21 protein-coding genes and 1 tRNA gene are annotated in these 16,519 nt (G+C 29.7%); 11 read left to right on the top strand and 11 right to left on the bottom strand.

Translation table 11 applies throughout. The annotated features are described in order from the left end of the window. The first annotated feature begins 135 nt into the window (after positions 1-135). Entirely contained in the window at positions 136-738 is a 603-nt protein-coding gene (pth, locus tag HA141_RS01310; RefSeq protein WP_209116374.1) for an aminoacyl-tRNA hydrolase, read from the top strand. A 3-nt stretch (positions 739-741) separates the two neighbouring features. Next, entirely contained in the window at positions 742-999 is a 258-nt protein-coding gene (locus HA141_RS01305) for a DUF3146 family protein (protein ID WP_209116373.1), read from the top strand. Here the strand turns inward: HA141_RS01305 and HA141_RS01300 are convergent. Genes HA141_RS01300 through ntcA form a run of 3 tightly spaced genes read right to left on the bottom strand, consistent with a single transcriptional unit; the run spans position 980 to position 3,157 of the window. After that, entirely contained in the window at positions 980-1,417 is a 438-nt protein-coding gene (locus HA141_RS01300) for a hypothetical protein (protein WP_209116372.1), read from the bottom strand. The two genes, HA141_RS01305 and HA141_RS01300, sit on opposite strands and share 20 nt — an antisense overlap. Next, the gene (locus HA141_RS01295) at positions 1,418-2,383 is read right to left on the bottom strand and encodes a DUF3084 domain-containing protein (protein WP_209116371.1); all 966 of its coding nucleotides are present in this window, start codon (positions 2,381-2,383) and stop codon (positions 1,418-1,420) included. A 39-nt stretch (positions 2,384-2,422) separates the two neighbouring features. After that, entirely contained in the window at positions 2,423-3,157 is a 735-nt protein-coding gene (gene ntcA / locus HA141_RS01290; protein WP_209116370.1) for a global nitrogen regulator NtcA, read from the bottom strand. A 203-nt stretch (positions 3,158-3,360) separates the two neighbouring features. Here ntcA and HA141_RS01285 point away from each other — a divergent pair, with 203 nt between their 5' ends. From HA141_RS01285 to thyX, 3 genes are read left to right on the top strand one after another with little or no spacing between them, the layout of a single operon-like run. Then, entirely contained in the window at positions 3,361-3,942 is a 582-nt protein-coding gene (locus HA141_RS01285; RefSeq protein ID WP_209116369.1) for a cob(I)yrinic acid a,c-diamide adenosyltransferase, read from the top strand. 4 nt (positions 3,943-3,946) lie between these two features. Beyond that, positions 3,947-4,540, top strand: coding sequence for a dCTP deaminase (dcd, locus tag HA141_RS01280; RefSeq protein ID WP_209116368.1), 594 nt, complete (start codon positions 3,947-3,949; stop codon positions 4,538-4,540). A 1-nt stretch (position 4,541) separates the two neighbouring features. Continuing rightward, positions 4,542-5,174, top strand: a complete 633-nt coding sequence (thyX, locus tag HA141_RS01275; protein ID WP_209116367.1) for an FAD-dependent thymidylate synthase — start codon at positions 4,542-4,544, stop codon at positions 5,172-5,174. Positions 5,175-5,177: 3 nt separating this feature from the next. On the opposite strand, the gene HA141_RS01270 is transcribed toward thyX, so the two are convergent. Then, positions 5,178-5,723 carry a thioredoxin domain-containing protein gene (locus HA141_RS01270; protein WP_209116366.1) on the bottom strand — a complete coding sequence of 182 codons (546 nt, stop codon included), beginning with the start codon at positions 5,721-5,723 and terminating at the stop codon, positions 5,178-5,180. 136 nt (positions 5,724-5,859) lie between these two features. Between HA141_RS01270 and glmM the strand changes: the two genes are divergently transcribed. Beyond that, positions 5,860-7,212: a phosphoglucosamine mutase gene (glmM, locus tag HA141_RS01265; protein ID WP_209116365.1), complete on the top strand. Its 1,353-nt coding sequence runs from the start codon at positions 5,860-5,862 to the stop codon at positions 7,210-7,212. Positions 7,213-7,219: 7 nt separating this feature from the next. Here the strand turns inward: glmM and trmB are convergent, their stop codons facing one another. Beyond that, complete coding sequence (trmB, locus tag HA141_RS01260; RefSeq protein WP_209116364.1) at positions 7,220-7,849, bottom strand: tRNA (guanosine(46)-N7)-methyltransferase TrmB; 630 nt, start codon at positions 7,847-7,849, stop codon at positions 7,220-7,222. Between the two features lie 122 nt (positions 7,850-7,971). On the opposite strand from trmB, the gene HA141_RS01255 reads away from it, so the two are divergent. Both HA141_RS01255 and HA141_RS01250 read left to right on the top strand, forming a co-directional pair. Further along, positions 7,972-8,595 carry a DUF3177 family protein gene (locus HA141_RS01255; RefSeq protein WP_209116363.1) on the top strand — a complete coding sequence of 208 codons (624 nt, stop codon included), beginning with the start codon at positions 7,972-7,974 and terminating at the stop codon, positions 8,593-8,595. After that, positions 8,555-8,890, top strand: a complete 336-nt coding sequence (locus HA141_RS01250; RefSeq protein ID WP_209116362.1) for a hypothetical protein — start codon at positions 8,555-8,557, stop codon at positions 8,888-8,890. The genes HA141_RS01255 and HA141_RS01250 overlap by 41 nt, the downstream gene beginning before the upstream one ends. On the opposite strand, the gene ileS is transcribed toward HA141_RS01250, so the two are convergent. The 3 genes from ileS to HA141_RS01235 all read right to left on the bottom strand — a co-directional run bounded on the left by ileS (position 8,887) and on the right by HA141_RS01235 (position 12,514). Further along, on the bottom strand, positions 8,887-11,793 hold the full coding sequence (gene ileS / locus HA141_RS01245) for an isoleucine--tRNA ligase (RefSeq protein ID WP_209116361.1): 2,907 nt from the start codon (positions 11,791-11,793) through the stop codon (positions 8,887-8,889). The genes HA141_RS01250 and ileS overlap by 4 nt on opposite strands. Positions 11,794-11,914: 121 nt before the next feature. Beyond that, positions 11,915-12,355: a Ycf66 family protein gene (locus tag HA141_RS01240; RefSeq protein WP_245157249.1), complete on the bottom strand. Its 441-nt coding sequence runs from the start codon at positions 12,353-12,355 to the stop codon at positions 11,915-11,917. A 77-nt stretch (positions 12,356-12,432) separates the two neighbouring features. Further along, a tRNA-Leu gene (locus HA141_RS01235) sits at positions 12,433-12,514 on the bottom strand. A gap of 242 nt (positions 12,515-12,756) precedes the next feature. Between HA141_RS01235 and HA141_RS01230 the strand changes: the two genes are divergently transcribed. After that, on the top strand, positions 12,757-13,704 hold the full coding sequence (locus HA141_RS01230; RefSeq protein ID WP_373921807.1) for a fatty acid desaturase: 948 nt from the start codon (positions 12,757-12,759) through the stop codon (positions 13,702-13,704). Between the two features lies 1 nt (position 13,705). Here HA141_RS01230 and gatC read toward each other — a convergent pair whose 3' ends face one another. Further along, a complete protein-coding gene (gene gatC / locus HA141_RS01225; RefSeq protein WP_209116360.1) occupies positions 13,706-13,999 on the bottom strand; it encodes an Asp-tRNA(Asn)/Glu-tRNA(Gln) amidotransferase subunit GatC in 294 nt (97 codons plus the stop codon). Between the two features lie 175 nt (positions 14,000-14,174). Here gatC and HA141_RS01220 point away from each other — a divergent pair, with 175 nt between their 5' ends. Next, entirely contained in the window at positions 14,175-14,759 is a 585-nt protein-coding gene (locus HA141_RS01220) for a DNA-3-methyladenine glycosylase (protein ID WP_209117875.1), read from the top strand. 21 nt (positions 14,760-14,780) lie between these two features. Beyond that, on the top strand, positions 14,781-15,797 hold the full coding sequence (locus HA141_RS01215; protein ID WP_209116359.1) for an aspartate carbamoyltransferase catalytic subunit: 1,017 nt from the start codon (positions 14,781-14,783) through the stop codon (positions 15,795-15,797). A 2-nt stretch (positions 15,798-15,799) separates the two neighbouring features. Here HA141_RS01215 and HA141_RS01210 read toward each other — a convergent pair whose 3' ends face one another. Both HA141_RS01210 and HA141_RS01205 read right to left on the bottom strand, forming a co-directional pair. Then, positions 15,800-16,141 carry a DUF565 domain-containing protein gene (locus tag HA141_RS01210; protein ID WP_209116358.1) on the bottom strand — a complete coding sequence of 114 codons (342 nt, stop codon included), beginning with the start codon at positions 16,139-16,141 and terminating at the stop codon, positions 15,800-15,802. 10 nt (positions 16,142-16,151) lie between these two features. Continuing rightward, positions 16,152-16,352 carry a hypothetical protein gene (locus tag HA141_RS01205; protein WP_209116357.1) on the bottom strand — a complete coding sequence of 67 codons (201 nt, stop codon included), beginning with the start codon at positions 16,350-16,352 and terminating at the stop codon, positions 16,152-16,154. Positions 16,353-16,519 lie beyond the last annotated feature (167 nt).

Genomic DNA, 16,519 nt, shown 5'->3' with positions numbered 1-16,519 from the left:
GAATAACCGTCAAAAGTTTTTTAATTAAATTAATTTGACTATTCAATTCTTTGGGGATTTAAGTTTTTATTTACTTAGGTATAGTTTGTTTGAGTTCTTATAATTCTTTAATGGAAAGAGATTAAGAAATAAATCATGAATGAAATATATTTAATAGGTTTAGGAAACCCTGGTAAAAAATATTCTAATAGTAGACATAACATTGGTTTTTTGATTCTTGAAAATCTATCAAAAAAATATAATTCTAATTTCTCATTAAAGGATAAACTCAGGAGTTCTTGCTCAGAATTTAAAATTAATGATTCAACTTACAGATTATTTTTACCAAATACGTTTATGAATAATAGTGGTGATGCTGTACGAGCAATAGTTGACTGGTACAAAATTAATTTAGATCAGATTTTTGTCATAGTAGACGATAAAGACCTTCCCCTTGGAAAAATAAGATTTAGAAAGAAGGGAAGCTCAGGTGGTCATAATGGGCTCAAAAGCATTATTGAAAAATTGCGAACTCAAAACTTTAACAGAATTAGAATTGGTATTGGTCCCCCTGCATCAATTGATGAAACGAAAAACTATAATACTATTTCTCATGTACTGGGAAATATTACTTCAGACGAAAAAACAATCCTAGATAAAGTATATAAAAAGGTCATTGAATCCCTAGAGCAATTAAATACGAAAAAAGAAGAATATATAATTAATGAATTGAATTCTTTTGATAAAAACCAAATTTAACAAATGCGGGCCAAACCAGAAACAATTGCCTATGTAAGTGTCAAAGAATATTGCTTTTCAAAAAAGCAAATTAAGGGTGTTGTGCATGCCAGTCAATTTAAATGGATATTTACATGGTCTTTTAATAAAGGTTTACTTTTAGTGAATCCTCCTTTAGGAAGGGCATTAATTGAGGATTCCTTATTAAGATTTCTAATAAAAAAAGATTATGAACTAGAAGCGGGTAATGAATATAAGTTCACTATTTCAGCCAAGTTTTAAATTCTATATTTTGATTTAAAGTAAACTTTATTTTGCAATAATCCTCTAAAATAATAAGAGCTGATATAGCATCAAGATTTTTATTAAGAATAAAAATTTCCCTAGGTATTAAAGCCTTCCAACCGCTAATTGGGAAAAGTTCGAAATATCTTGCTTTAGCTCTATAAGTAGTATTTTTTTCTTCAAAAGTTATTATTTCCTTTTTTAAAAAACCTAGTTTTTGAACAATTTCTCTACTAGTTGTACCGTTACCAATAATAATTTTTGATATGTCCTCAACGTCATTTAGATTTTTGACATAATCTTCAATAAATTCACTCTTAAGAATGATAGCTTTATAAACTTTTTTTTTACTTATTTCAGCTAAAACTAAGCCACATTTACTTTTCCCAGGATCAATAGTTATTACTCTAGACATTTAAGATTCTATATTTAGGATATTTATTTCTACAACTATAGGTTCAGCAGTTTTACTATCTCTTAAAGAGACTACTTCTAACTTAAATTTGATATTTTGATTATCTTTAAGAAAGTCTCTGATTTTTTTTACAAAATTCCCGCTAGTTTGAATTTCATTAGCTTGTGATCCTTTTAACTTAATTTCTTCTCTTGTTTCTTTTAATAATGATTGGATTTTTAAGTTTATAGATTTTCGATTTAGATCACTTTTCCCAAAAATAGAGCTTTTAATGACATCTCCCTTTCTTACTATAAATCTATTTTCTAATAAATCAGGTGATACAAAAACATAATTATCCCCTCTTAGGACATTTGTTGACGATTTAATTAATAAAATCCAATCACCACCTCTTGCCGTTATACTTTCAATTTTTCTAATATCACTAGGTCTCCATAAAAGAATATTTTTTGCATCTTTATTACTTGGCATAACAATTTTCCGGACAAAGTTATCGGCTTTACTGTAGATATTTACTAAGTCTGATTTTATATTAGATCCAGAATTAATCTCAGCAATAAATAAAGTTTGGCCTCTTTTTATAACAATATTTCCTCTTCTAAAATCACTAATATTATTTTTTAATAGATTTAATTCCTTTTCTTTCTGTAGAATTTTATCTTCAAGTTTTTTTCTTTCTTCCTGCAAAGGTATAAGAGCCTTTTTACTTTCATCTAAAGTTCTTTGCAAAAAAGGAATATCAACAAAAAGCCTTTGCCTAAATTCTTCACTAACCAAAAGTAATAATCCAATTGATATCGAACTAATAAACCCCCCAGTAATTATCGTAACAATTGTTGCTGTTTTCTTTGGTCTTAACTTTAATATACTAAATCTTGACTTACCAATTTTTGTACCGAGCAAATCCCCAAATGGGGCAATTATTCCTCCTAGTAATATTAAAAAAACAATTAAAACCCAAGCCAAATTAAGTCACATGTTTGCTACATCATAATCAATGATGAATCAATTAAATCTTTTTGCAAGAGCTATTGGATCAAATACTGTAATTTTTTTTCTCTCGATAGTCAGTAGGCCCGAATCCTTTAAATCTCCTAATAATCGTGTAATCGTTACTCTTGTTGACCCAATAGCCTCAGCGATAGCTTGATGAGAAAGCCTTAAATCTATTGTTATACCTTTTTCACTAGCAACTCCAAAGTCTCTACAAAGAACCATTAAAAAGCTAACTAAACGCGAAGACATATCTCTATGAGTCAGAGTTTCTATCATTGTTTCTGTTTGCAGGATCCTACTTGAAAGACCCTGCAACAATAAAAGTCCTACTGATGCGTCTTCCTCTATTGCTCTTAAAACAGAATTTGCAGGTGCTGTTATCATTTCAACTCTTGTAAAAGCAATAGAATGATAAAAACGATCAGATCTATGACCTGTTAACAGAGATAAAACACCAAAAAGACTATTCTCTCTTAAGAGAGCAACAGTAATCTCTTCACCTGACTCGTAAACTCTAGATAACCTTACTGCTCCTCTTCTTATTAAATAAACCCTCTCCGCAGGATCCCCTGGGAAAAATATCGTTTTCGATCTCTCAACCATTTCAGTACTTGCGCCGTCTAGACCTTTAATCACTTCCATTAAAGTTCTATTGATTGGAAAACGTTCTCCAATAGTATTTATTTTACTTTGGCCTGACAGTTGTGAGTTAAAACTGCTGAATCCTCGAGAAGAAGGTATCATAAATATCTTGACTATTAAAAAATTTAAGAAGACGTCATAAAATTTCTTGTATCAACAGTAACATTTTTTAATTCTTATTAATTTCTAAATAAGACTTTCTGGATTAGTCTCAAGTTTGCCAACGCTTTTTTAAGTAAAATTACACTATATGCAGTGTAATAAGATTCAAATTATACTTTATATAGACAAGAAATCCAAAAATAATGGTAAGTAGTTCGCCTAATAATTTTTCCAAAACTTATCTTGAAGTTTTAAAAAAAAATACTCCTAACAAAAAAAATTTAAAAAGATTAACACAAAATGGTCAAATCCAGATCTATCAATCCTCTTATCGAGGTAGCTATTCTTCTATCATTAGAGACTCTTTAAGAAATGCTGCTCTAGGAAGAAAAGTACTTTTAGTGCAATTCATGAAAGGAGGTGAAAAACAAGGGATTGATAATGTAGTCAAGCTTTGTGGAAATCTAACATGGGTAAGATCATCAGAATCCTTTGATCAATATAATTCTGAAGAAATTGAAAATAATAAAAAATTGAAAGAAAATATACATAAATCAATTTATGAATTATGGCATTTCTGCAAAAAAGAATTAATCTCTGGTGAACAAGATCAAATAATACTTGATGAAATTTTTCTTGCAATCGAGATGAATATTATCGATAAGGATGATTTGATTTCAACACTTGAAAACCGATTTATATCAGGAGATGTAATCCTTACAGGTACAGGTATTCCTAAAGATTTATTACTTATGGCTAACCAAATTACTGAACTTCGCTCATAAAACTATGCTTAAAAATGATCTCTGGATAAATCAAAAAGCTTCTGAAGGGATGATAAACCCCTTTCAATCAAATTTAGTGCGGCATCTTGAGCCTGATAATCAACAAAAGCCCGTTTTAAGTTACGGGTGTTCATCCTATGGCTATGATTTAAGACTTTCATCAAAAGAATTCCTAATTTTTAGGCATATTCCCGGGACAGTAATGAATCCCAAAAAGTTTAACCCTGATAATTTAGAAAAAACCGTTCTCCACAATGATAATGATGGAGAATTCTTCATTCTTCCTGCTCACTCCTATGGTTTAGGTGTAGCTTTAGAAAAGATGAAAGTACCAGAAAATATAACTGTTATCTGTATAGGCAAAAGTACTTATGCGCGACTAGGGATTATCGTTAATACAACCCCCGCAGAAGCAGGTTGGGAAGGCCACCTCACTTTAGAGTTTAGTAATAGTTCAGGCGCAGATTGCAGGATTTATGCCAATGAGGGTATCTGCCAACTACTCTTTTTTGAAGGTGATCCATGCTCTACAACATATGAAGATAGAAGAGGTAAATATCAAAATCAACCAGAGAAGGTAACTTTAGCAAAAATCTAAAATGAGCAAAGTTGAACTAATTTCGCTAACTCCTGATGCAGAAAAAACAATGGCTTACATTGCAAGAGTTAGTAATCCAAACAATCAGCAAAATGAAAATTATTCAAAATTATTGAGTTATTGTATTAAAAATGAACATTGGAGTGTATTTGAGCAGTCATTTATGACTTTACAAATAGAAACCAATAGAGGAATAGCAGCTCAAATTTTAAGGCATAGATCATTTACATTCCAAGAATTTTCACAGAGATATGCAGATAGTTCTCAATTGGGTAACATTCCTTTACCAGATTTGAGAAGACAAGATTTTAAAAATAGGCAGAATTCTATTTCTGACCTCCCTGATGAGTTAAAAAAAAGATTTAATACTAAAATCGCTATGCATTTTAAAGCTGCTTCAGAATTATATGAAGATTTACTTGCTGAGGGAGTAGCTAAAGAGTGCGCGAGATTTGTTTTACCATTAGCAACTCCAACGAGAATATATATGTCAGGATCATGCCGATCGTGGATTCATTATATTAATTTAAGATCAGCTCATGGTACCCAAGAGGAACACAAGTCTATTGCTCAAAATTGTAAATCTATTTTCAAACAAAGTTTTCCGACTGTATCGCAATCTCTAGATTGGTAAAAATCATCCATGACTTCGAGGAGAAACCTCATTGTTTTTATTTTGTTTGATTGCTGAAAATTCATCATTAATTATTTCTTCATTAGATTTTGATTCTCCCTTTAGATCAGCTAAAGATTCTCTTATTTTTATTTCCTCTTGTTTACCAATAAAAGTCGAGATTAAATTACCCTTTCTATCAAAAAGATTAACTTGAGGGATACCATTTACATTAAATTTTCGAATATAGTTATCCCATTTTTGATTGTCAACATTTAAAAAGACAAAATTAATATCTTTTTCGTATTCCTCTTTCAAAGTGGATACTTTAGGAGCCATATCTTTACAAACTTCACACCACTCAGCATAAAATTCAAGAAATGTAGGCTTATTGTTTTTAAAGGCTATTTCAGGGTTAACAGATAATTCGCCAAAACTCTTTAGAAGTAAAGTTGATTCAAATAAGAGATTCCTCAATAAAACTAATCCAATAAAAACAATAGCAATAAGTAAAACAAGTATTGCTTTAAAATTTGTTTTTAATAATGGCTCTCTACTCTCAGATTGCATTATAAATTCTTACTTACTAAAGACATCTTAAATAAGTTATACAAATAAAGAGAATTTGAATCATTTAGCTTTTAATTAACTGATAAAATAATATCTAAACAATGATCAAAATATATTTGATTCCAAAAATATAATTATGCAATCAATCTTTGGTACTGATGGGATAAGAGGAAGATTTAATAAAGAGATAACTTATGCTCTAGCCTATAAAGTTGGATATGCTTTGGGTGCGAATTTAGAAAATAATAATCCTATATTAATTGGAAGAGATACAAGAATTAGTGGAAATTTTCTGCTTCAAGCTATAGCAAATGGTATAAATGCAAGTGGTAAAAAATTTGTAAATATTGGTATATGCCCTACCCCGGCAATCCCTTTTTTAATTAAAAAAGAAAAAATGAGTAGCGGGATAATGATATCTGCGAGTCATAATCCACCCGAATATAATGGAATAAAAATCTTTGATCATAATGGTCAAAAAATTACAAAAAATTTTGAAAATAAAATTCAAAAATTTGTTGAAGAACAAAGTCAAAATAAATCAGTTCACACCAAAGAGCTCTCTTTAAAAACAAATAAAGAGCTTATGGGTATTTATATCAAAGGCTTAATCCAAACAATGGGCGGAGTAAATTTAAGCGGTATAAAAATTATATTAGACACATGCTATGGCTCAGCAACAACCTGCGCAAAAGAAATTTTTCAGAATCTTGGAGCAGATGTAAGAGTTATTAATAATACGAAAAATGGATCAAAAATTAATATGAAATGTGGTTCTACTAATCTTGAACCAATAAAAAAGGCATTACAAGAAAATCCTGCAGATATGGGATTTAGCTTCGATGGTGATGCCGATAGAGTAATTGGACTAGATTCTAAAGGTAATGTACTAGATGGAGATCATATTCTTTTTCTTTGGGGTAGGGAACTTATGGAACAAAAAATTCTGACGAATAATTTGCTTATATCAACTCAAATGGCAAATTTAGGTTTTGAAAAAGCCTGGAATAAAATTGGTGGTTTTTTATATAGAACTGATGTAGGAGATAAATACGTTCATGAGGCAATTAAAGAAAAAAGAGCTGTTTTAGGAGGTGAGCAATCAGGCCATATACTTTCAAAAATTAATAACTTTTCTGGAGATGGAATATTGACTGCAATTCAAATTTCTAAATACTGTAAAAAGAAAAATATAACTTTAAATGATTGGTTAAAAACTAGTTTCAACCCTTTTCCTCAGAAACTAACCAACATCGATTTAGATTTTAATATTAATAAGATCAATCAAAAAGCTAAAAATTTAATTAATCAAACTATAGCAAGTTACCAGGCTAATAACTCAGATAATTTTAGAATTTATATAAGGCCTAGCGGTACAGAACCCGTAATGAGAGTTCTGATTGAGGCCAAAAATCAGACGGAAGTTAATTCTTTATCTAGCGAAATAACGAAAAAACTATCTTTGGAAATTAATAAAATAATGAATTAATTAAGAATCAAATTTTTATATAAATCTTTTCAAAAATATCAAGCTGATTAACAATCGCATACTTCTCTCTATTAGTTTGAACTTTATTTGGATTAAAACTTCTAGAATAATTAATATCCTTATTATCTATGGTTTTAAAATTAAAATTACTTAATATAGTATTATCCATATAATCTAATAAATCCTTTACATCAGTTTTAATAAAAATTAGGCATCCTTTTTGTAATGAATTTGAGAGAATATTGATAAATTCTGTTTGAATTACACGCCTTTTATAATGTCTTTTTTTGAACCATGGATCAGGAAAGTTAAAGGAAATACTTTTTACATTTTTGATAATAAAATTATTTTTGACATCTTTCAAAATATTAATAGCATTGCCAAATGCAAAGTATAAATTTTTAATTTCTCTTTCTCGGACTTTTGCTTTAGAAGTTTCAACTAATTTCTCGCGTATTTCAATTCCTAAATAATTCCAACTGTTATTAACTAAAGCTAACTCAAATAGAAAGTCACCAGCAGCAGAACCTATATCCAAATGCAGATTCAAATAAGGATCATCAAACATTTCAGTCAGAGAAGGGATTCTCTCAACTTCATTAAAATTTTTACTCAGGGGATTAACATGCTGTCTCATACAGTTATTAATCTATTCCTCGGCAATAATATTAGGATGCATAATATTCATAACTATGACAATAGTAAGTTAAAAAGTAACAGTTTGATGTTTAATTATTATGTATGTAAAAAGAAAAAGTTTTGAACGTTTTTAATCAACTTTCTATTTGGCTATCTTTTCAACTTTCAATAATTTTCTTTATTGGTATTCCTGTTACCTTGTTCTTTTGGTCAATTAAGAAAAGAAATCAAGCTGTTAATAAACTTCTATCAATTTATTGGAAAATATCCCTTTTATTTTTTATAAGCCTTTTACTTCTAATAGGTAAATATAATTATGCTCTTCTAGTAACAAATATTTCAACATTATTAATGACAATTTCAGTTTGGTTTTGGAACGATATAAATGATGAATTAAAAGAATATAATCTTACTTACCCGCTTACCACAACAACAAAAGTATGGAGATGGTCTCTTACTTTTATATCTCTCAATTTCTTAATCCAAAGTTTAGGAAACGTTAAATGCTTTTCTTCTATTAATTCGGCTGCATGTGCTATGTGGCTTCAACCGTCTTCAAAATTTTATATCGTAATCAAAAATCTATTTAATTTTTTCTTTGGAGCTAACTTTACTCAGCCAATAGCAAAATTTTTAGGATTATTTGCATTATTAATCTATACATTAGGCTTGATTCAATGGTCAATAATTAAATTACCAAAAAATGGAAGAAACTCTTCCTTTTCAGAAAATGGCAGATATTGATTTATTAAAAAACTTAGAAGAAATAAGTTCCTTGATACCTAATAGGTTACTTATAATAGAGGGTTTTATTCCAAAAGAAAATCATAAAGAACAGTTAGAAATCATAATTTTCAAAGGTATCAGTAGCTCTACTACTCATCCAATTGAAATAGATTTAGAAAAGAAAGCTATTGAATTTAAATATGTACTTACAAAGTTTAAACTTTTTAAAGCACCCTTAAGTGAAACCAAAGATAACTTTATAAGAGAAAATCAAAACTCATTTTTCTTTTTGCATAAAGAAAATTGGATTTAAGAAAATTCAAGATTAATGATATTTGAACATCTTTTGCATAATTTTGTATTTTGGATTCCACTAAAAGTTTCTTTTTGATAATGCCAACATCTATCACATTTTTGTCCATCAGCCTTTAAGATTTGGATCTTTCCAAGTTCATTATTATCAATAATTAGAGAACTCTCAGCTAAATTAGATACCACTTGGAAATTTGAAACTATTAGCCAATCCCTAAATAAATCTACATCTTCATTACCAAATCTATCTAGCCAAATCAGAGAATCTTTTATAACTTTATCTTCAGGTAAATAATTAACTTCTGTTTCTAAAGCGGCTCCAATTATTTGTTTGTTTCTACATCCCTCTATAGCTTTATTAATTTCAACTCTCAAATTTCTCAAATTTGTGATGTGTTCATTAAGAGTTTCATTTTTCCATGACTTTGAAAAAATTGGCCATCCTCTTTGAAATACTGATTTTTCTTTAGTCGAATATGGGATATTTTGCCAAATATCTTCAGCCATATGACAAAGTACTGGAGAAATAAGAACTGCTAAATTTTCAACTACTTTAGACATCACAAACTGACATGATCTTCTTCTAAATTGCGATTTAGAACTAACATATAACCTATCCTTCGCAATATCCAAATAGAAGTTTGATAGATCTACAACACAAAAACTTTGTAAAATTTGAAAAAATCTTGAAAATTCATAATTTTCATAAGCATTTGATATTTGGTCTGTAACCTCAACTAATCTGCCTAACATCCACTGATCTAAGAGCGGCAATTGATTAATTTCAAAACTATCAATATTAGGTTCATAATCATGAATATTCCCTAGAAGATATCTTGCAGTATTACGAACTTTTCTGTAAACGTCAGATAGTTGCTTAAGTATATTTGAACCAATTGGAACATCTACTGAATAATCTACAGAGCTTACCCATAGCCTTAAAACATCAGCACCATAAGCAGGTTCAGTTTTTTTATTATTACCTCCGTTAATAATTATATTTGGATCAACAACGTTACCTAAAGATTTGCTCATTTTTCTTCCGTTTTCATCAAGTGCAAAACCATGAGTTAAAACTTTCTCATAAGGAGGTTTATTATTAACTGCAACAGATGTAAGTAATGAAGACTGGAACCAACCTCTGTGTTGATCTGAGCCCTCTAAATAAAGATCTGCTGGGTATTTCAATTCACTTCTTTGTTCACACACTGCCGCCCAACTAGAACCTGAATCAAACCAAACATCCATTGTATCTGTTCCTTTTTTCCATAAACCAGAATCTTTTACATAATTTTCTGGCAATAGATTCTTAACATCCCAATCCCACCAAATATCTGCTCCATGTTCACTAAAAAGTTCTTGAATATGATTAATTATCTCGTTGTTTAGGAGAATTTCATTACCATTTTTTTTATAAAAAACTGGAATTGGAACCCCCCAAGATCTTTGTCTAGAAATACACCAATCCCCTCTACCAACGACCATAGAATAAATTCTTTTTTTTCCAGTTGTCGGCATCCATTCAACTTCTTCGATTGCCTTTAATGCAGATGATCTAAAGCCGTTTACAGATGCAAACCATTGTTCCGTTGCTCTAAAAATAGTTGGTTTTTTGGTTCTCCAATCATAGGGGTATCTATGCTTGAAATTTTCTTGTAATATAAGCAATTTATTTACCTTTAAATATTCAATAATTAAATCATTTGCGTCTTTTAAGACATTTGATCCTTTGAATTGACCAGAATATTCATTTAGATTACCTTTTTCATCAACAACACATGTTATGGGTAAATCATATTTTTGCCCCACATTAAAATCATCTACTCCATGACCTGGTGCAGTATGAACAATTCCAGTACCTGATTCTGTAGTGATGTAATCTCCGCCAATCACAATTCTACAATTTTTATTTTTGGTGGGATGTTGATATTCAATATTTTCCAGGGAGTCACCTGCAGTCTCAAAAAGAGTCTTAAGATCTTTACTAAATTTATTACTAATTTCAGAAGATAATTCTTTTGCAAAAAGGTATATTCTTTTCTCTTCATCAATAGCAAAAACATATTTTATTTTAGGATTTACTGCTACTGCTTCATTTGCAGGTATGGTCCAAGGTGTTGTGGTCCAAATAGTTACGAAAGAATTTCTTAGAAGAAAATCCTTTTCAATATTTGGATTTTCTTTACAGAATCCCAAAATAATATTTTCAGATAATTTAGTGATTTTTAAGGAAACGTAAATACTTTTTGAATAATGTTCATCAGGATATTCTAATTCTGCTTCTGCGAGTGCAGTCCTCGAACTCGGACTCCAATGAACAGGTTTAAGACCTCGATATATGTATCCATTTAAAAACATTTTCCCAAATACTCCAATCTGAGCAGCTTCATAACTTTTCTTAAGAGTTAAGTAAGGGTTATCCCAATCTCCCCATATGCCCCACCTCTTGAAACCCTCCATTTGGTTTTTTATTTGTAAATAGGCATAATCTGTTGCTTTTTTTCTGAGATTTAGAGTGTCAAGATTCTTTCTTTCATCAGATTTTAAATTCTGAATTACTTTTAATTCAATAGGTAATCCATGGCAGTCCCAACCAGGAACGTAATGAACCTTGAATCCTCTCAAGGTTTTGTATTTATTGATTATATCTTTTAAAACTTTGTTGAGAGCATGACCCATATGAAGAGCTCCATTTGCATAAGGTGGGCCATCGTGCAATGTAAATGTCTCTCCTAAATTGTTTGAACCTAATTCGAAATCAATATTATTTTTATCCCAAAAACTCTGAATCTCGGGTTCTCTTATAACTGAATTAGCACGCATTGAGAAGTCAGTTTTAAGTAAATTTAAAGTCTCTTTATAAGAAAAGTCTGATTTTTTTTCTTTGCTATTTTGAGATTTCATACGACTGAATAGGAAATATTAGTGATCAATAGAATTGTTTAAATAAATCTAATTTATTATATTCTTTCTTAATTGACCTGTAGTTTTTTTGCCATGTTTCGAATAACCAATTGATTTAGTTTCAGACTTTTATATTATCATTTTTATCATTTCTTACCCACTTTTTCTGGCTTTTATTTTGATTATTGCTACCAAAATTAAATAAATTTAAAGGTTTTGCAAAATTCTTAACGCCAAGATTAATAGCTTCTAAAATTTTCGAAAGATTATTTTTGAATTCCAAAAAAGTAGTTAATTTATTTTTTTCTTTAGCTGTCAATTGATTCCATCTAAATGAAAAAAGCTCCAAAAGATACAAAATAACAAGTATAGTAAATAATAAAAAAATTAAGAAAAATAAATCATCTAAAGTTTTATTTTTAATTATCAAAATTAAACCTATTAATAAATTTAAACAAGATTTTATTAAGTCTTTTGGTCTTCCAAGCTCAAGATAAAATAGCGGGACGAATAAAAACACAGTCCCAATAAAAATATAGAAAATTCCTAAATAAGTTATCAAAATATTAATTAAAATGATTAATTAAATTATAAGAAGTAGATACAGATAAAAAAACTTACTATCAGAATTTCCTTAAGTGCGGTCGGGGAGACTTGAACTCCCACACCCGAAGATACGAGTACCTAAAACTCGCGCGTCTACCAATTCCGCCACGACCGCTCACATAAAATAATAATTGAAAGAGGTTTATTTTAAAAATATTTTTAACCTTAGGTGATTAATTTGACACATAAAAATTTATTAAAAAATCTTTTTAAAAAATTTTTTTAGATCTGATCATGCAATCACATAAAAATATTAGTTATATTGATTAAAGAATATAAGAAACGATTTCAAACTTAACCAGTACAAATAAAAAAGAAGTTACTAATCCTTCAAAAACTTTTAATTGGCAAAAGGAGATAAAAAATTACGTAGATCCGCCAAGTTTTTGGAATCCCACATTAGGTCTTTTCTTCGGTGGTTATTTTCTCGCTTTCCTTAGCATATGGCAGTGGTACAGAGGTGTATGGCCCCTACCATTGCTTGTAGCCACTGCTTTTCTAGCTTTACATATTGAAGGCACTGTTATTCATGATGCATGCCATAAAGCTGCACATCCAATCCCTTGGATAAATCAAGCAATGGGTCATGGCTCAGCAATTCTTTTAGGATTTAGTTTTCCAGTTTTTACAAGAGTTCACTTACAACATCATATTCACGTTAATCACCCCAAAAATGATCCTGACCATATCGTAAGTACTTTCGGTCCAATTTGGCTAATTGCTCCAAGATTTTTCTATCATGAAGTTTTTTTCTTTCAAAGAAAACTCTGGCGAAAATATGAATTATTTCAATGGGGAATTGAAAGATCTATCTTTTTAACAATAATCTTGGCAGGTATAAAGTTTGATTTCATGAATCTAATTTATAATCTATGGTTCGGACCAGCATTAATGGTTGGAGTAACTTTAGGAATATTTTTTGATTACTTACCACATAGACCTTTTCGATCAAGAAATAAATGGATAAATTCTCGAGTTTATCCAAGCAAATTTATGAATTTATTAATAATGGGTCAAAACTACCATCTCATTCATCATCTATGGCCTTCTATTCCTTGGTTTGAATACAAAGTAGCTTATGAAAAAACTAAGCCACTTTTGGATATGAAAGGATCGCCTCAAAGAGTTGGGATATTTGAAAGTAAGGAAGACATTTTTAACTTTATTTATGATTTACTAATAGGAGTAAGAAGCCATAGTAAAAGAAGAGGGAAAATAAGAAAAATCATAAATTTATATCCAAGCTATAAAATAAAAAAATTTTTATTAAAGATAGTGAATAAAACATTTATAGGAAGTCGATAGATCATTCATTTATAATTTTAGGAACTTTAAAGTATTTTTCCTCCCTAGATGGACCTAATTCTAAAAGTTCTTCTTTGCAATTCGAATTCTTCTTTTCATCTTTCCTAAATACATTAATAACTTCTATAGCTCTTGTTGTACAAGGAATGTTATCAGTATTTATTGATTCGAGTTGTTTTATATATTCCAAAATTTTTTCTAATTGTTCTGCATGATTGCTAATTTCATTATCGTTGAGTTCTAATCTTGCTAGATTGGCAACTTTTTTTACCTCTCCATGAGTTATTTTTGTCATAATTTCAATGTTTCTATTAAATAAATATAGTTTATTAAGAGCATTTTTACTCATAAATTCTTTAAATTCCAAATAATTTCAAAAACCTAAAATCACAATTTTTTGAAAATCAAATTCAATTAATAGCTTCGATTCTCTTTCTCAGCTAAAAATAATATTAGATAAATATTGAAAAATAAAAAAACACTTATTTCCAAAAAATTTTTTTTGTCGGCACTCTAAACTTGTTGCCCCAGATTTAATAGGCTGTTACCTAACAAAAAAAAATAATGAGAAAGATCAAATTAAGGGGATTATTGTTGAAACTGAAGCTTACTCACAGGAAGAAGAGGCCTGTCATGGCTTCCACAAAATAACTAAGACAAATAAATCATTATTTGGCAAACCTGGGACGTTTTATGTTTACAAATCTTATGGCATCCATCATTGTTTAAACATAGTTACTGATAAAGAAAATTTTGCAAGTGGTGTATTAGTAAGGGCAGTTTTTATCTCTAAAAATAATGAAAGATTAGCTTCAGGACCTGGACTAGTTACTAAGATATTCGGGGTAGACTTATCATTTAACTCACTTGAAGTTCTTAATAACAAATCTTTATGGATTTCTCAGAGGAAAACAACAATTGAAGAAAAAGATCTTATTCAAACCACTAGGATTGGCATTTCAAAGGCAAAAAATATAAAATGGCGTTGGTATCTCAAAAATAGTGGGAGTGTAAGTAAAAGATTAAAAGGTGACAGAATGCCTAAATCTAAATAATCAATTATCTTTTTAAGCGTAATGCAAATTTGGCCTCATAAACATATTCATACTCTCGCTAATTTTTCAATTCAAGATTATGAGTCAGTATTTGAATTAGCTAATAGATTTGATGCACTAAAAAATGCAGGAACGAAAAAGATACCCGCTTTACAGGGTACTTTAGTAACTTCTTTGTTTTTTGAAGCTAGTACAAGAACAAAAAATAGCTTTGAACTTGCAGCAAAAAGACTATCTGCAGATGTGCAAACTTTTGCCCCATCCTCTAGTTCTTTAACAAAAGGCGAAACAATAATCGATACGGCCATAACTTATTCTGCTATGGGGGCAGATACATTAGTTATAAGACATTCATCAAGTTATATAACCTTTGAGATCGCTAAAAAACTTGATGCAATAAATTCCAAGACTTCAGTTCTTAATGCAGGAGATGGATTACATAGTCATCCTAGCCAAGGATTGCTTGATATCTATACATTAATAAAATTCTTTTCCAGAAAATCACTGAGTCCAGAAGTTTTAAATTCTAAAAAAATTCTAATAGTTGGAGACGTTAATCATTCAAGAGTTGCAAGATCCAACCTTTGGGCTTTGAGTGCATTTGGAGCAGACATAATCTTATGTGGTCCTAAAACATTAATACCAGATGAATTTATCAATTTTTTGAAAACCCCTGCGCCAAATCAAACAGAAGATCCTGTTAAATCAAGAGGCTCAATAACAATTTCTAGATCATTGGAAGAATCAATAAAAATTGCAGATGCAATTATTGTTTTAAGAATCCAGAAAGAGAGGATGATGGAGAATTTACTAAGCAGTATTGATTCATATAGTTTGGATTATGGCTTAACCGCAGAGAAATTATCTTTAAATAGGAAAGAAATTCCAATTCTTCATCCTGGACCTATTAATAGGGGTATTGAAATAAGTAGTAAAGTAGTTGATGAATATCCTAATTGCTTAATCAATAATCAAGTTGCAAATGGCATCCCGATAAGAATGGCTTTACTTTATCTTTTACAAAAATCAAACAAATAAATTTATAGCAACTTAAGACTTTCAGTAAAGAACCCATAAAATAATCCCAATCTTAAAGAATCTAACAAAAGTACTAAAAATTTTCTTTTCTTTTCAAATCGAAAATTCCTTCTAAGAACTATCAAAATTTCAATAAAAACAACTGATAAGAAAGCAGCCACAGGATCCATCAGTTCCACAACGGCACTTACCATACCAAGAGAACTTCCTAAAAAGTAACCAATCAGAAGAATAATTAAAGAAATTGAATATCTTCGCCATGGATTATTAGCCCAAATACTTAGTGTTTGAATATTTTCTACAATCTTTAGTTGAAAATTTGTCTTTTGAGGCCTAAAAACCATTTAATTTCAACTAAGCTGCTTTAGGATTTGATTGAATTCTAGTGTTTCCCTCTACTAATTCAAGTAAAGCCTCTAATTGAGCCATAATTTTTCTTATTTCACCTGCCTCAGGAAAAAGACCATCTTCTTTAATGTCTAAATGCATTTCTCTTAGTTCTTTCCTCAAGTAGCGTAAGTGACTAATTACCTGCTCTTTCTTAGTTTGCGACATGATGTAGTCAAATGTTGATTTATTTTAAGAAATCATATTTTTGATAAGGGAAGTTTGCATATTTATGACTGAAAATGAAGATAAATGACCTAATAAAAACAGAACTATAGTGACCTTTTTACAGTTTCATAATTATGGGAAATATGTAATTAATACTTTCATAGATT

It is taken from the genome of Prochlorococcus marinus XMU1402, from assembly GCF_017696205.1.
Taxonomy (GTDB): Bacteria; Cyanobacteriota; Cyanobacteriia; order PCC-6307; family Cyanobiaceae; genus Prochlorococcus_A; species Prochlorococcus_A marinus_AC.
Note: the sequence above shows the minus strand (reverse complement) of the source record. Positions and strands in the feature narration are given on the sequence as shown.

Excerpts from the sequence above, each read along its gene's own strand:
- ileS (WP_209116361.1), bottom strand. The coding sequence starts at position 11,793 with ATGAAATCTCAAAATAGCAAAGAAAAAAAATCAGACTTTTCTTATAAA.
- ntcA (WP_209116370.1), bottom strand. The coding sequence starts at position 3,157 with ATGATACCTTCTTCTCGAGGATTCAGCAGTTTTAACTCACAACTGTCA.
- HA141_RS01210 (WP_209116358.1), bottom strand. The coding sequence starts at position 16,141 with ATGGTTTTTAGGCCTCAAAAGACAAATTTTCAACTAAAGATTGTAGAA.
- glmM (WP_209116365.1), top strand. The coding sequence starts at position 5,860 with ATGCAATCAATCTTTGGTACTGATGGGATAAGAGGAAGATTTAATAAA.
- HA141_RS01205 (WP_209116357.1), bottom strand. The coding sequence starts at position 16,352 with ATGTCGCAAACTAAGAAAGAGCAGGTAATTAGTCACTTACGCTACTTG.
- HA141_RS01270 (WP_209116366.1), bottom strand. The coding sequence starts at position 5,723 with ATGCAATCTGAGAGTAGAGAGCCATTATTAAAAACAAATTTTAAAGCA.
- trmB (WP_209116364.1), bottom strand. The coding sequence starts at position 7,849 with ATGAGACAGCATGTTAATCCCCTGAGTAAAAATTTTAATGAAGTTGAG.
- HA141_RS01250 (WP_209116362.1), top strand. The coding sequence starts at position 8,555 with ATGGAAGAAACTCTTCCTTTTCAGAAAATGGCAGATATTGATTTATTA.
- pth (WP_209116374.1), top strand. The coding sequence starts at position 136 with ATGAATGAAATATATTTAATAGGTTTAGGAAACCCTGGTAAAAAATAT.
- HA141_RS01305 (WP_209116373.1), top strand. The coding sequence starts at position 742 with ATGCGGGCCAAACCAGAAACAATTGCCTATGTAAGTGTCAAAGAATAT.
- thyX (WP_209116367.1), top strand. The coding sequence starts at position 4,542 with ATGAGCAAAGTTGAACTAATTTCGCTAACTCCTGATGCAGAAAAAACA.
- gatC (WP_209116360.1), bottom strand. The coding sequence starts at position 13,999 with ATGACAAAAATAACTCATGGAGAGGTAAAAAAAGTTGCCAATCTAGCA.
- HA141_RS01300 (WP_209116372.1), bottom strand. The coding sequence starts at position 1,417 with ATGTCTAGAGTAATAACTATTGATCCTGGGAAAAGTAAATGTGGCTTA.
- dcd (WP_209116368.1), top strand. The coding sequence starts at position 3,947 with ATGCTTAAAAATGATCTCTGGATAAATCAAAAAGCTTCTGAAGGGATG.
- HA141_RS01215 (WP_209116359.1), top strand. The coding sequence starts at position 14,781 with ATGCAAATTTGGCCTCATAAACATATTCATACTCTCGCTAATTTTTCA.
- HA141_RS01285 (WP_209116369.1), top strand. The coding sequence starts at position 3,361 with ATGGTAAGTAGTTCGCCTAATAATTTTTCCAAAACTTATCTTGAAGTT.